The sequence below is a fragment of the Candidatus Manganitrophus noduliformans genome (assembly GCF_012184425.1).
Taxonomy (GTDB): Bacteria; Nitrospirota; Nitrospiria; order SBBL01; family Manganitrophaceae; genus Manganitrophus; species Manganitrophus noduliformans.
The window spans coordinates 555,597-569,330 of sequence record NZ_VTOW01000001.1; the positions used below are offsets into that span (position 1 = coordinate 555,597).

12 protein-coding genes and 1 pseudogene are annotated in these 13,734 nt (G+C 60.0%); 8 read left to right on the top strand and 5 right to left on the bottom strand.

Going from position 1 to position 13,734, the window contains the following annotated elements:
* Window positions 1–12: 12 nt before the first annotated feature.
* From MNODULE_RS02675 to MNODULE_RS02695, 5 genes are read right to left on the bottom strand one after another with little or no spacing between them, the layout of a single operon-like run.
* Entirely contained in the window at window positions 13–951 is a 939-nt protein-coding gene (locus tag MNODULE_RS02675; protein WP_168057939.1) for a M28 family peptidase, read from the bottom strand.
* A gap of 5 nt (window positions 952–956) precedes the next feature.
* On the bottom strand, window positions 957–2,300 hold the full coding sequence (gene gcvPA, locus MNODULE_RS02680) for an aminomethyl-transferring glycine dehydrogenase subunit GcvPA (protein ID WP_168057940.1): 1,344 nt from the start codon (window positions 2,298–2,300) through the stop codon (window positions 957–959).
* Window positions 2,301–2,318: 18 nt separating this feature from the next.
* A complete protein-coding gene (gcvT, locus tag MNODULE_RS02685; RefSeq protein WP_168057941.1) occupies window positions 2,319–3,413 on the bottom strand; it encodes a glycine cleavage system aminomethyltransferase GcvT in 1,095 nt (364 codons plus the stop codon).
* Between the two features lie 33 nt (window positions 3,414–3,446).
* Window positions 3,447–4,163: an ABC transporter ATP-binding protein gene (locus MNODULE_RS02690; RefSeq protein WP_168057942.1), complete on the bottom strand. Its 717-nt coding sequence runs from the start codon at window positions 4,161–4,163 to the stop codon at window positions 3,447–3,449.
* Between the two features lie 20 nt (window positions 4,164–4,183).
* The gene (locus MNODULE_RS02695; protein WP_168057943.1) at window positions 4,184–4,996 is read right to left on the bottom strand and encodes an ABC transporter ATP-binding protein; all 813 of its coding nucleotides are present in this window, start codon (window positions 4,994–4,996) and stop codon (window positions 4,184–4,186) included.
* A gap of 479 nt (window positions 4,997–5,475) precedes the next feature.
* Between MNODULE_RS02695 and MNODULE_RS02700 the strand changes: the two genes are divergently transcribed.
* The 8 genes and pseudogenes from MNODULE_RS02700 to MNODULE_RS02735 all read left to right on the top strand — a co-directional run bounded on the left by MNODULE_RS02700 (window position 5,476) and on the right by MNODULE_RS02735 (window position 13,723).
* Complete coding sequence (locus MNODULE_RS02700; RefSeq protein ID WP_168057944.1) at window positions 5,476–6,600, top strand: porin; 1,125 nt, start codon at window positions 5,476–5,478, stop codon at window positions 6,598–6,600.
* Window positions 6,601–6,663: 63 nt separating this feature from the next.
* Window positions 6,664–7,482, top strand: coding sequence for an urease accessory protein UreD (locus MNODULE_RS02705; RefSeq protein ID WP_168057945.1), 819 nt, complete (start codon window positions 6,664–6,666; stop codon window positions 7,480–7,482).
* 90 nt (window positions 7,483–7,572) lie between these two features.
* Window positions 7,573–8,967, top strand: coding sequence for an urea ABC transporter substrate-binding protein (gene urtA, locus MNODULE_RS02710; protein ID WP_168057946.1), 1,395 nt, complete (start codon window positions 7,573–7,575; stop codon window positions 8,965–8,967).
* Window positions 8,968–9,033: 66 nt separating this feature from the next.
* Window positions 9,034–10,716 (top strand): urea ABC transporter permease subunit UrtB, encoded by a 1,683-nt coding sequence (urtB, locus tag MNODULE_RS02715; protein WP_168057947.1) that lies wholly within the window; start codon window positions 9,034–9,036, stop codon window positions 10,714–10,716.
* A pseudogene (urtC, locus tag MNODULE_RS25385) lies at window positions 10,716–11,858 on the top strand (urea ABC transporter permease subunit UrtC); the annotation flags it as partial. The gene urtB and the pseudogene urtC, both read left to right, overlap by 1 nt.
* Before the next feature lie 99 nt (window positions 11,859–11,957).
* Window positions 11,958–12,686 carry an urea ABC transporter ATP-binding protein UrtD gene (gene urtD, locus MNODULE_RS25390; protein ID WP_422666745.1) on the top strand — a complete coding sequence of 243 codons (729 nt, stop codon included), beginning with the start codon at window positions 11,958–11,960 and terminating at the stop codon, window positions 12,684–12,686.
* A complete protein-coding gene (urtE, locus tag MNODULE_RS02730; protein WP_168057948.1) occupies window positions 12,679–13,368 on the top strand; it encodes an urea ABC transporter ATP-binding subunit UrtE in 690 nt (229 codons plus the stop codon). Before urtD ends, urtE begins: the two co-directional genes overlap by 8 nt.
* A 52-nt stretch (window positions 13,369–13,420) precedes the next feature.
* Window positions 13,421–13,723: an urease subunit gamma gene (locus tag MNODULE_RS02735; protein ID WP_168057949.1), complete on the top strand. Its 303-nt coding sequence runs from the start codon at window positions 13,421–13,423 to the stop codon at window positions 13,721–13,723.
* The last annotated feature ends 11 nt before the right edge of the window (window positions 13,724–13,734 follow it).

Consider the following 13,734-nt stretch of genomic DNA (forward strand, 5'->3'; position numbering starts at 1 on the left):
CGATTTTCCGCCTCATGATTTCGCTTCTACGAGATCGAGCTCGGCAAGATCGATCACGGCGGCCGCCAGAGACCGCGCGACCCGGGTGATAAAAGTCATATCGAGCGTTTTTAATTGATCGCTCTTCTTGTGGTAATTCGGATTCCGGAAATCGGCGGTATCGGTCAGCATCACCGCGCGGTAGCCGCGGTCCCAGAACGGCACATGGTCCGAGCGCCGGGAGTCGGGAAGGGCTTCTCCTTTGCCGGGGACCAGCAGGCTGACGCAGGGAAGCTCGGGGCAGTAGGTCGCGACGGCCGCTTCATACGCCTTCTGAATCGGCTCCGCGGCGGCATTGCCGACCAGGCCGATGAAATCGCCTTGGCTCGGCAGCTTCATCGGCAGGCCGGCCGGCGCCGTCTGCGAGCCGGGACGCGCATCGGTGTAGCCGACGCATTCCAGAATAATCGCCCCCCAGAGCGGGACTTTGTTCCGGCGGACCTGCCGCGCGTAGTGATCGCTTCCCAAAAAGCCCTCTTCCTCCAAGGAGAAGGCGACGAATTGCGGCGTCAGCTTCCCGCGCAACGGCGCGAGAATCCGGGCCACTTCCAACATCACCGCCAAGCCGCTGGCGTTGTCATCGGCGCCGGGAGACTCCGCAACCGTATCGTAATGGGCGCCGATCACCAGGATCTTCTTCCCGGACCGGCCCCCGCTTTCCCGTCCGATTAAATTGACGAACCGCTCGTTGTGCTCCCCCTCGATCGCTTCTTCGAGAAGGTCGAGGCCGAACGATTTCATCTGTCCCGCGATATAGGCTCCGCCGGCCCGCAGCCCTTCCGGGGCGGTCACCGGGTGCCGGACGCCGACCAACGATTCGAGATGGCCGAGGAGCCGTTCCTCGCTGATCTGAGCGATGTGGGAGGCGATGAATGCCTTCCGATCTGCAGGGACAGGGGTGCGCTCCAACATCGTTATCACACGTTAAAAGATTTAAACTGCGCGACCAGACGCTCAATATCTTCCGGATGGTGTTTTTCCGTGGCGCAGATCAAGAGATGATTTTTCAGCTCGCGATAATAGGCGCCGAGGTCGATTCCTGCCAGAATGCCGGCGCGGCGCGCCTTCTTGAGAAGACGGGAGGCCGGGACCGGAAGCTGGACGACAAACTCCTTGAAGAAAGGGGCGGTGAAGGGAGCGCTGAATCCAGGAATCGCGACGATCTTCTCTTGCGCCGCGTGCGATTTGGCGAGACAGAGCATCGCCACATCACGAAGCCCTTCCTTCCCGACAGTGGCGAGATAAACCGCCGCCGCCAGCGCATTGAGCGCCTGATTGGTGCAGATATTCGAGGTGGCCCGCTCCCGGCGGATATGCTGCTCGCGGGTCTGGAGGGTGAGGCAGAAGCCGGGCCGCCCCTGTCCGTCGGTGGTGGCGCCGACCACCCGCCCCGGCATCTGGCGGATGAAATCGCGCCGGGTGGCGAAGAAGCCGACGTACGGCCCGCCGTAGCTGACGGCATTCCCGAGCGACTGTCCCTCGCCGACGGCGATATCGGCGTTGAATTCACCGGGGGTCTTCAGAATGCCGAGGGAGATCGGATCGACCGTCATCACCAGAAGCGCTCCGCGCGCATGGGCGAGCCGTTCGATCTCTTCGACCTCTTCCAACTGTCCGAAGAAATTCGGGTGTTGAATCAGAACGGCGGCGGTCTGATCGTCGATCAGCTCGCCGAGCCGTTCGATCGATGTCGATCCGGCGTGAAAGGGGGCTTCCTTGATCCGGGCCGCCGGGAGGCCGGAGAGGTAGGTCTTCACGACCTGCCGATAGTGGGGATGAACGGTCCGAGCGAGGATGACCTTGCTCCGCTTGGTGACCCGCATCGCCATCAAGGCCCCTTCGGCCAGCGCCGAAGCGCCGTCATACACCGACGCGTTCGAGACCTCCATCCCGGTCAGCTGGCAGATCATCGTCTGGTATTCATAGATCGTTTGGAGAAGTCCTTGGCTCATTTCCGCCTGATAGGGGGTGTAAGAAGTGTAGAACTCCGATTTGGAGAGGACATGCCCCACGGTGCTCGGAACGAAGTGGTCATAACTCCCCCCGCCGAGAAAAGAGAGGGCGGTGTTGGTGTCGAGATTTTTTCGGCTGATCTCCCAGAGCTCCCGCCGCAGCTCCATCTGCGAGAGGGGAGGGGGAAGATTCAGGGGCCGGTTCAGCCGCAGGCCGGCGGGAATCTCCAAGAGTTGATCGAAGGAGGAGACGCCGATCGCCTCCAGCATCGCCGTTTCTTCCGCCGCCGTTTTGGGAATGTATTCCATGAAACCTCCGTCCGTCTTTTATTTCTTCTTTTTATAAAAAGGCCGTTTGACAATGATCGCCGGGGTGGCGTTTCCGCGGATGTCGATCAGGACCTCGCTCCCGATCTCGCTGTAGCGGGGATCGACATAACCCATGCCGATTCCCTTTCGCAGCGAGGGGGAGAAATTCCCCGAGGCGACTTTGCCGATGATCTTCTGGTCGGAATAGATCGTATGGCCCTCCCGGGGAACCCCCCCGGTGAGAAGCTCAAAGCCGATGAGCTTCCGTTGGGACCCCTTCTCCCGCTGCCGGACCAAGGCCTCTTTTCCGATAAAATCTTTCTCAAAATCGATGAAGCGCTCCAGATCGGCCTCGATCGGGGTCGTCTTCTCGTCCATGTCGTGGCCGTAGAGAGGATAGCCCATCTCCAGCCGCAAGGTATCCCGCGCGCCGAGCCCGACCGGTTTGATCCGCTCCGCTTTCCCGGCCTCCAGCAGGGCATTCCAGACCGTTTCGGCCGCTTCCGCCGGAATAACCAGCTCATATCCCTTTTCCCCGGTGTAGCCGGTTCGGGCGATGATTCCTTTGGCGCCGCGCGCCGGGACCAGCTCGGTTTCAATGAAGTTTCGAAGGGCGATCTCGGTTTTACCGAAGGGAATGATCTGAACCAGCACTTCCCACGACTTAGGGCCCTGTAAGGCCAGCAGCGCCGTCTCTCCGCTGACATCCTTCAGATCGACCCCGGGGGGAAGATGGCTCGTCATCCACTTGAAATCTTTGTCGAGATTGGCCGCATTGACGATCACAAAAAACTTATCGACCCCCCGCTTATAAAGGTAGATGTCGTCGAGGATGCCGCCGGTCTTGTTCAAGAGCATCGAATATTGGGCGCTTCCCCGCTGCATTTTGTGGACGGGGCCGGGGGTCAGCCGTTCCAGATAGGCCTCCGCTCCCTTCCCGGAGAGCTCGAAGCGCCCCATGTGGCTGATGTCGAAGAGCCCCGCCGCCGTCCGAACCGACTGATGCTCATCCGTGACGCCGGAATAAGAAAGGGGCATCTGCCATCCGGCGAAGGGAACGATCTTCGCGCCTAACTTTACATGTCTCTCATAGAGAGGAGTTCTCTTCATCATCCACCTCGAACGGTTCGGTTGTGTGTGGCGCTCTTAGAGGGAAGATCCCGATCCCAAGTAGGCGGACTGAACCCGCGGGTTCTGCAAGAGCTGCGACGCCGGATCGGATAAGACGATCCGGCCGGTCTCCATCACATAGCCGCGGTCGGCCAATGTCAGCGCCGCGTGCGCGTTCTGCTCTACCAGAAGGATCGTCTTCCCCTGCCGACGAATCTCCCTAATCATCTCAAAAATCTTCTCGGCCATCAAGGGGGAGAGGCCGAGAGAGGGCTCATCCAGAAGGAGGAGTTTGGGCCGCGACATCAGCGCCCGGCCGATCGCCAGCATCTGCTGCTCCCCCCCGCTGAGGGTCCCTCCCCGCTGAAATCGACGCTCTTTTAAAATCGGAAAGAAGGTGAAGATCTGCTCGAGATCTTCCTCGGCCCGCTTCGGGCCGGTTTGGAGGTAGCCCCCCATCTCCAGGTTTTCTAAGACCGAAAGCCTTGGAAAAATCCGCCGCCCTTCCGGGACATGACAGATTCCCTTCTCAACAATCCGGTGCGGCGGAAGACCCAAGATCTCCTCCCCGCAAAAAAGAATGCTTCCGGAGCGGTTCGGAAGGATTCCCGAGATCGTCATCAGGGTGGTCGTCTTCCCGGCGCCGTTCGCGCCGATGAGCGCCACGACCTCGCCCGATGCGACCTCCAGGGAGATCCCATTCAAAACCGTCACCGCGCCGTAGGAAGCGCGCAGATCATTTATTGCGAGCATTTTAAAAAAGGAGCGCGGGGTCAGGGAAGTTTCGACTGCTCCTCACCTCCCGTCTCCGCCTTCCCGAGGTAGGCCTCGATGACCTTGGTATTGCCTTGAATCTCCTGCGCCGTTCCTTCGGCAATTTTCACCCCATGGTCGAGGACGAAGATCCGGTCGGAGATCTTCATCACCATTTTCATGTTGTGCTCAATCAGAAACGGGGTAATTCCCTGATCGCGGATCCGGCCGATCAGGACCATGAGCGCCTCGGTCTCGCGGGGGTTCATTCCGGCCGCCGGCTCGTCCAAGAGGATCAGGCCCGGCTCCGACGCCAGCGCCCGGGCGATCTCGAGGCGCCGCTGGTCGCCGTAACAGAGATGGCGCGCCGTGAGGTCGTGCCGGTCGGCCAGGCCGACAAATTCCAACGATTGAAGCCCCTCCTCGCGGAGCCGCCGTTCTTTCCCTCGAAAGTGCCGGCTCTGCAAAAGCGCGCCGATAAAAGTGCCGATCAGCGGGGGAGCGCTTCGCGGATACCGGCCGACCATGACATTTTCGAGAACCGTCATCTCCGAAAAAAGCCGGATGTTCTGAAAGGTCCGCGCCACCCCGCGACGGGTGATCTCGTGCGGCGGGAGAGAACCGATCGGCTCCCCTCGAAACCGAATCAGGCCGGCGGTCGGCGGGATCAGGCCGGTAATACAGTTGAAAAAGGTCGTTTTCCCCGCGCCGTTCGGCCCGATGAGGCTGGTCACCTTCCCCGCTTCGATCGAGAGCGCAACCCCTTCGAGCGCCTTCAGCCCGTCGAAGGTTTTGGTCAGCCCCTCTATTTCCAAAAAAGCCTGTTGAGACATGATTCCCGCTCTTTTGGATAACACATTTGAGGGAGGAAGTCAAAACGCGAGCACCTTATCACAGCGGCCGATGAAGGGTCAAGAAGAAGAACATTTTCCGAGTCGAATTCGGGCGACACAGTGGAGACAAAAAAAACAGATTTGTTCATTTCGCGACAAAATCGTTCGGCCCGGTTACTTTTCGGGATTGCATTTTTGATGTCCTATTTCTATCCCCGCTGTCAAATAAATGACGCGCGGTTGTAGGGCGTTCGAGTTCTTTTGTGAAAGTAAGCGCGCTTACAGATCCAATCGGTATAGCAATTGCACCAAGAGAATCATGTACGACGAGCGGTCGATTACGAAGAGGTAATCTCCGTGCAGGCAAGGTGCCTCATCCCGGCGTGGTTCGCGCGGGTGATGCACTTTTTTTTTGCCCAAAATGAAAGACCACCGACCCAACCGATCACCACAACCGACACATGGAGGAAAAAAACCAAATGATACGATATCGCCTTGGGCGCATCTTCGTTTTCCTGGGACTTCTCGGAATTCTTCTCTCCTCATTGGCAACAGGGCCTTCGACGGCCCACGCGGGGGGAACGATCAAAATCGACGACGTGCGCTCCGTCAGTGTCGGGATGGGGCTGCGGACCAGCTTCAACATGATCGAAGATGCCGCCCCGAGCGGAGAGGATTGGTCCAAAGACTTTGCGCTTGATAATATCCGCCTCTACATGAGTGGACAGCTCCATGAATTAATCACCTTTGAGTTCAATACCGAACGCGAGCAGACGTCCGCCACAACGGAGAGCATTCGTGTCCTGGATGCGGTCGTGAAGTTTGGTTTTAACGATTACTTCAATATTTGGTTCGGCCGTTTTCTTCCTCCCAGCGACCGCTCGAATCTGGACGGCCCCTACTATCTGAACGCCTGGGATTTCCCCTTCGTTCAGATGTATCCGGCGATCTTCGCCGGGCGGGATGACGGCGCGGCGATCTGGGGGATGATCGGCGGAGGAAAATTTAAGTACCAGGTCGGCGCCTTCGACGGGACGACAGGCGGACCGAATGAGAAAGACAACCTCCTTTACGCGGGGCGGCTCACCCTCAATCTGTGGGATCCGGAGGCGGGGTACTACAACAGCAGCACCTATTACGGATCGATGAACGTTCTCGCAATCGGCCTGGCGGCAATGACCCAAAAAGACGCCGTCGGAACGGCGGGGGCTTCCGGCGATTTTACCGGCTGGAACGTCGATCTCCTCGTTGAGCGGAATCTCGGTTCGGCAGGGGTCGCGACCTTGGAAGGGGCCTATTATGACTACGATAACGAAGGGCTTGCCACGGAAGGGGACGGCTACTTCGCGCTGATCAGCTATCTCCTTCCCGGCAAGGTCGGCGGGGAGACGCTTCAGGGACAGCTCCAGCCGATGGTCCGGTATCAGCGGTTCGAGAATGAAGGTCCGGCCACCGGCGATCACAGCCGACTCGATGTGGCATTGAGCTATATCATCGATGGACACAACGCTCGGATCACCCTCACCTATTCTCAGGATGATCCGGCTGCCGCGGGCGCCCCCGATTTTGACATGATCAAACTGGGCCTTCAGTTCCAGATCTAACGGGCATCCTCTCATAGGGGCAGACACACGGGTCTGCCCCTACAAATACGGATGGGACGGCAGGTGCACGGGATTCTAAACATCACCTTTGAACAAAAGAGAAATCGAACGGTGGCGCGGGAGATCCGCCAGCAGGCGCCGCTTCGGGTGATCCGGCCGTTCTACCCCGAGGGGGAGGGGACGGCCCATCTTTATCTTCTCAACGCCACGGCGGGAATTCTGGAGGGGGACCAACTCGAGATCTCCCTCCGTCTGGAGAAGGGGACCCACGCCGTCGTGACGACGCCGGCGGCGACGCGGGTCCATCCGACGCCGTCGGGGGAGGCCCGCCAGCGGACCACCCTCTCCGTCGGTCCCGGCGCCACCCTGGAATATCTGGCCGAGCCGGTTCTCCCCTATGCCGGAGCGGCTTTTCATCAAGAGACCGATATTTTTCTGGAGGAGCAGGCCATCCTTTTTTACGCCGACCTCCTCGGCCCCGGAAGGCTTGCCCGGGGGGAATCGTTTGCCTACCGGCTTTATGAGAATCAATTGCGGATCGTCGATCCGGAAGGGGTTCTGGTTCAAGAGCGATTTCGGCTGGCCCCCTCCGAACGCCCGTTGGAGGAGATCGGGGTGATGGAGGGCTTCAGTCATCTCGGCACCCTTTATCTCTTCTGCCCGGAGTCGGCCCGGATGAGGCTTCTTACGGCTTTCCGATCGGTCGAACGGGCCGATCTTTTCTGGGGGGCCACGCTCCTATCCCGTCGGGGTCTGGCGGTCCGGGCGCTGGCCCACGACACCCCGGCCCTTCACGGTTTTTTTTTAACCTCTGGGACCTTTTTCGAAAGGAGGTGTTGGGGAGATCCCTCCCCCCCATTCGAAAATATTGACCATTCTTAAGCGAATCGATCGACACATGTGATTGATGGGGGCATCGTTTGTCGCCCTGAAGTAAGTCAAGGGAAGATCACTATCAGAAGGAGAGGAGAGATGGTGGGAGAAAAAAAATCAACGGAAGGGGTCAAAACAAAACGGCGTTATCTGAAGCCGACATTATTCGGTCTTCTGGTTCTCTTGGCGGTGGGGGTCGTCGGGACCTTCGCTGCAAGGGAGGTCGCAAATGCGGCGGGGGAGGAGAAACCACCCATCAAGATCGGCATCCTCCATTCGCTCAGCGGAACGATGGCGATCAGCGAGCAGTCGATCAAAGACATCATGATGATGGGAATCGAGGAGATCAACGCCAAGGGGGGGGTGCTCGGCCGGAAGATCGAGCCGATCGTGGAAGATCCCGCCTCCAACTGGGACCTCTTCGCCGAGAAGGCGAAGAAGCTTCTGGTTCAGGACAAAGTTCCGGTGATCTTCGGCTGCTGGACGTCGGTCAGCCGGAAGTCGGTGCTCCCGGTGGTCGAGAAGAACAACGGCCTTCTCTTCTATCCGGTGCAGTATGAGGGGGAAGAGTGCTCCCGGAACATCATCTACACCGGCGCGTCGGTCAACCAGCAGGCCGTTCCCGCCGTGGAATATTTCCTGAGCAAAGAAGGGGGGGAGAAGAAAAAATTCTACCTGCTCGGCACCGACTACGTTTATCCGCGGACCACGAACAAGATCCTCCGGGCGATGCTCCTGAAGAAAGGAATCGCCGAGAAGGACATCATGGAAGAGTACACCCCGTTCCATCACCAGGACTATCAAACGATCGTCGCCAAGATCAAACGGTTCTGCGCCGGCGGGAAAGCGGCGGTGATCAACACCGTCAACGGCGACTCCAACGTTCCCCTCTTCAAAGAGCTGGCGAACACTGGGGTGAAAGCGGACGAGTGTCCGGTGATGTCGTTCAGCGTGGCGGAAGATGAGCTGCGCGGCCTCGACACCAAGCCGTTGGTCGGCCACCTGGCGGCGTGGAACTATTTCCAATCGGTCAGCACCCCGGAGAACAAGGAGCTGGTCAAGAAGTTCAAGGCATTCGCCAAAAAGAACAACCTCCCCGGCGGGGCGAGCCGTGTGGTGGATGATCCGATGTTCTGGGGGTATAACGGCCTCTATCTTTGGAAGGCGGCGGTCGAAAAGGCGGGGAGCACCGATGTCGATGCGGTGCTGAAGGCCTATCCCGGACTGGAGGTCCAAACGGCGGCGGGAAAAATCGTGGCCGATACGCGGAACCATCACACCGCGAAGCCGGTTTATATCGGCCGGATCTTGGCCAACGGTCAATTCGAGATCATCTGGCAGTCGAAAGGGCTCGTGACGCCGGAGCCGTGGAGCGAGTACACCTATCCCGATCGCCAATGTGATTGGAGCAAGGGGGGCAAGGGGTCGTTCGACATGAAGGGGGGCCAGAAGGTCTTCCTCGATCCGTCGGCGATGCCGATCGAGCCGATGTAGTTTAAAGCAGGTGTCGGGGGCCGGGGGGCGGAAACGTCTCCCGGCCCCGTGTGGTATGGCGAAAAGATGAAATTACAAATAGTCGTTCTGGTCTTCATTTTTCTTTTTGGGCCGCTTCAGTCCGCTTGGTCGGAGGGGTCCCTTCCCGCCGGTGGAGATAAGGGGCTGCTCCTCCAGCAGATCGCCGGGGATGATCCGGAGGTTCAGGCGGGGACGCTGAAGGAATTGGCCGAGGAGGGAGATCCGGCGAGTCTTCCCCTCCTCACGGCGCTGCATGAGGGGAGTCTTTACCGGTGGACGACCGACGGAGCGGTCCGGGTTGTCCGCGTTGAAATGGTCGCCTCGCCCGACGGCGAGAAGAAAGGTCTCCTGGTCGATCCGTTGACCGGGGAGCGGATCGGCGAAGGGGATGGAACCGACGAGGGATTCGAGATGATCTCGGTCGGATCGAGTGAAGGGCGGCGGTGGGTCTCGGCGGCGCTCGACCGGATCAAACTTTCCGATCCTTCCCCGGAGGCGCGCCGCTCGGCGGCGACCAAAATCGGGAACGGGGGGGATCTCTCCAATCTTCTCCCGCTGACCCGGGCCTTGTCCCGGGAAACCGATCGTTGGGCGCGGCATGCGATGGAAGAGGCGGTTGGACAAATTCAGCTCGCAGATCCCGATCCGGCGGTCCGTCGCGCGGCGGCGGAGCGGTTGGGGACGATCCACAGCCAGCAGGGGCTTCCCCGATTGAAGGCCCTCTTTTCCGAGGAGCCGGCCGAAACCGACCCTGCCGTCCGATCGGCGCTCCGGACGGCGATCGGACGAATCGAGGACTACCAGGCCCGGGAGCAGTTTGTCGGGACCCTTTTCAGCGGGATCAGCCTCGGATCGATCCTGTTGTTGATGGGGCTCGGCCTGGCGATCACCTTCGGGTTGATGGGGGTGATCAACATGGCCCACGGCGAGATGATGATGATGGGGGCCTATACAACCTTCGTCCTGCAGGAGATTTTCAGAACGCGCTTTCCGGCGGGGTATCACGATCTCTATTTTATCGCGGCGCTCCCGCTCTCTTTTCTTGTGGCCGCCGTGGTCGGGTGGCTTTTGGAGAAGGGGGTGATTCGGTTTCTCTACGGAAAGCCGCTCGAGACGCTGCTGGCGACCTGGGGGATCAGCATGATTCTGCAGCAGGCGGCGCGGTGGTATTTCGGCGATCTGACGAGTGTGAACGCGCCGACCTGGATCCGCGGCGGCGTTCAGGCGACGGTCGGTCTGGTTTTACCTTACAATCGCATTTTCATTATCGCCTTAAGCATCGTGGGATTGGTGGGGGTTTCTCTTCTCCTCTCGCGGACCCGCTGGGGGCTGAAGATCCGGGCGGTCACGCAAAACCGCGACATGAGCGCGTGCCTGGGGATCTCGACCCGCCGTGTCGATGGATGGACCTTTGCTTTGGGAGCGGGCCTGGCGGGGCTGGCGGGATGCGCCTTGAGTCTGGTGGGGAATGTCGATCCGGAGATGGGGAAAACCTATATCGTCGATTCGTTTATGGTGGTCGTGGTCGGCGGGGTCGGCAAGCTGGCCGGGACGGTCGTCTCGGCGTTTGGGATCGGAATGCTGAATAAGATCTTGGAGCCGATGATCGGCGGGACCGGCGGGGCGATCTACGCCAAAATTTTTATCCTCGCGGCGATCATCCTCTTCCTTCAGCGAAAGCCCTCCGGTCTCTTCCCGGCCAAAGGCCGCGCGGCGGAGTCGGCATAATGTCGGTCGATTCGAAGAAGGGGAACTTCGGGCTGATTGCAACGGCGCTTGTTCTGGGGGTGATCCTTCCGATCCTCAACATGCTTCCGGCCGGCGCCGCGCTCCATCTTCCCGACTTTTATCTAACCCTTCTTGGGAAATATCTCTCGCTGGCGATCTTGGCGATCGGCATGGATCTGCTCTGGGGTTATGCCGGGATCTTAAGTCTCTGCCAGGGGGTTTTCTTCGGCCTCGGCGGATATGCCATCGGGATGTATCTGATGCTGGAGATCGGGTCGGAGCAGAGTAAATACGGCGAGGCGATCCCCGATTTCATGGTCTGGAACCAGGTGGCGGAGCTCCCCTGGTTCTGGAAGCCGTTCGAGCACTTCGGATTGGCGGCGCTGGGGGTGATCCTGATCCCGGCCCTCTTCGGGGGGATCTTCGGCTATCTCACCTTCCGCAGCCGGATCAAAGGGGTCTATGTCTCCATCCTGACGCAGGCGCTTGCTTTCGCCGCCTGGCTCCTCTTCAATCGAAACGAAATGAACCTCGGCGGAACGAACGGCCTCACCGATTTCAAGACCCTCCTCGGGTTTTCCCTCCACGATCCGGCGACGCAGCGGGGACTCTACATCGCAACGGTCGTTTTCCTCATCGGGGCCTATCTTCTCTGCCGGTCGATCGTTTCCTCCAAGTTGGGGAAGGTCCTTCGTGCGATCCGGGACAACGAGCGCCGCCTCCATTTTTGCGGCTTCTCCACGACCGGATTCAAAGTTTTCGTCTTTTCCGTCTCGGCCGTTTTGGCGGGGGTGGCCGGCGCCTTGTATGTGCCGCAAGTGGGGATCATCACCCCCAGCCAGATGGGGGTTCTCCCGTCGCTGGAGGTGGTCGTCTGGGTCGCGCTCGGCGGCCGCGGGACGTTGATCGGCGCGGCCCTCGGCGCCGTCGTCGTCAACGGTCTGCGGACCTATCTGACGACCAAGGTCCCGCAGCTCTGGCCCTTTCTCCTTGGCGGGCTTTTTGTCGCAGGGGTCCTCTTTTTTCCGAACGGACTGGTCGGATTGCCGGCTCAGATCCAACAGTGGGTAAAACGAAGGTTCGGAAGAGTGAAATCTGCAAGCGGGATGGGGGAGGGGCTTCCCTCGAACGGTCAGCCAAAAGAAATTGATGGAAGCAGGAAAGATGTTCAGGTCGATGTCGCAGTCATTGAGGAAAAAGCAACGGCTCCTCCGAGGGAGACGATCATCTATCTGGAGGCGGTGACGGTCAGCTTCGAGGGCTTTTTGGCGCTGCGCGACTTGAATTTTTTTATGGAGCGGGGAGAGCTCCGGTTCGTCATCGGGCCGAACGGGGCCGGGAAGACGACCCTGCTGGACGTGATCTCCGGGAAGGTCAAGCCGGCGAAGGGCCGGGTCATCTTCGAAGCGGGGACCGATCTTCTCCCGTTGAGAGAGCACCAGATCGCCAACCGGGGGATCGGCCGAAAATTTCAGACCCCGACCGCTTTTCCGCACCATACCGTTTTCGATAATCTCGCCCTCGCGCTGCGGGGGAAGAAGGGGGTGATCCCGTCTCTCTTCGGCCGGCGGGGACGGGAGGAGCGGGAGCGGATCGAGGCGATCCTCCACTGGATCGGGCTGGCGGAGCATGCCGAGCGGTTCGCCGGAACCCTCGCCCACGGCCAGCGGCAGTGGCTGGAGATCGGGATGGTGATGGCGCAGGAGCCGAAGCTTCTTTTGATCGACGAGCCGGTGGCGGGGATGACCGGAAAAGAGCGGGAGGAGACCGGCCTGCTTTTAGAGGGAATTGCCCGGGAGCATTCGGTGTTGGTGATCGAACATGACATGGAGTTCGTCCGCCATTTCGCCAAAAGGGTGACCGTCCTCCATGAGGGGACGGTTCTTTGCGAGGGGCCGATGTTGCAGGTTCAGAACGACCCGCGGGTGGTCGAGGTTTATCTCGGACGGGAGCAGGAGGCCCATGCTTGAGGTGCAGGGGATCAACGTCTCTTACGGAGACAGCCAGGTGCTTCGGGGGGTTCATCTGAGCATCCCGGCGGGGAAGGTTGTCTGTCTGATGGGTCGGAATGGAGTGGGGAAGACGACCTTGATGAAAACCATCATCGGCCTCCTCGCCCCCAAGGGGGGAGGAATCACGCTGGCCGGGGAGGAGATCACGAAGGCGCCCCCCTACTTGCGCGCCCGGCGCGGAATCGGCTATGTTCCCCAGGGCCGGGAGATCATTCCGAGCCTGACGGTCGAAGAAAATCTCCTGATCGGTCTGGAGGCGTCGGGCGGGAGAACGATCCCGGCGGAGGTTTTCGACCTCTTCCCCGTTCTGAAGACGATGCTCGGCCGGCGCGGCGGCGATCTCAGCGGCGGGCAGCAGCAGCAACTCGCCATCGGCCGGGCGCTCGTCTCCGGTCCGCGGCTGCTTCTTTTAGACGAGCCGACCGAGGGAATCCAGCCGTCGATCATCAAGGAGATCGTGGCGGTGATCCGCCGGATCAAGGGGGAGGGAAAGATGGCGATTCTCCTGGTGGAGCAGTACCTTTCATTGGTCCGGGAGATTGCCGATTCGTTCTACGTGATGGAGAAGGGGGCGATTGCGGCGGAAGGGCCGGTTGAGAAATTGACCGACGAGGTGGTCCGCCGGCATCTGACGGTGTGATGTTTCGGATGGGTAGGGGCGTATTGCAATACGCCCCTACAGAGGAGATTAAATGCATCTGACACCCCGGGAGCAGGAGAAGCTCCTGATCTATCTGGCGGCCCAATTGGCGAAGGAGCGGAAGGGACGCGGCCTCAAGCTCAATTATCCGGAGGCGGTGGCGCTCATCACCTCGGCGGTGATGGAGGGGATTCGCGACGGGAAACGGGTTTCGGAGCTGATGGAGATGGGGCGGAAGATCCTCTCGCGGGACGACGTCATGGAAGGGGTGCCGGAGATGATCAAGGAGATCCAGGTGGAGGGGACCTTCCCCGACGGAACCAAGCTGGTGACGATCCACGATCCGATCACGTGAAATAGGATGAT

Coding starts and splice junctions, on each gene's coding strand:
- MNODULE_RS02675 (WP_168057939.1), bottom strand. CDS start 951: ATGTTGGAGCGCACCCCTGTCCCTGCAGATCGGAAGGCATTCATCGCC.
- gcvPA (WP_168057940.1), bottom strand. CDS start 2,300: ATGGAATACATTCCCAAAACGGCGGCGGAAGAAACGGCGATGCTGGAG.
- gcvT (WP_168057941.1), bottom strand. CDS start 3,413: ATGATGAAGAGAACTCCTCTCTATGAGAGACATGTAAAGTTAGGCGCG.
- MNODULE_RS02690 (WP_168057942.1), bottom strand. CDS start 4,163: ATGCTCGCAATAAATGATCTGCGCGCTTCCTACGGCGCGGTGACGGTT.
- MNODULE_RS02695 (WP_168057943.1), bottom strand. CDS start 4,996: ATGTCTCAACAGGCTTTTTTGGAAATAGAGGGGCTGACCAAAACCTTC.
- MNODULE_RS02700 (WP_168057944.1), top strand. CDS start 5,476: ATGATACGATATCGCCTTGGGCGCATCTTCGTTTTCCTGGGACTTCTC.
- urtA (WP_168057946.1), top strand. CDS start 7,573: ATGGTGGGAGAAAAAAAATCAACGGAAGGGGTCAAAACAAAACGGCGT.
- urtB (WP_168057947.1), top strand. CDS start 9,034: ATGAAATTACAAATAGTCGTTCTGGTCTTCATTTTTCTTTTTGGGCCG.
- urtE (WP_168057948.1), top strand. CDS start 12,679: ATGCTTGAGGTGCAGGGGATCAACGTCTCTTACGGAGACAGCCAGGTG.
- MNODULE_RS02735 (WP_168057949.1), top strand. CDS start 13,421: ATGCATCTGACACCCCGGGAGCAGGAGAAGCTCCTGATCTATCTGGCG.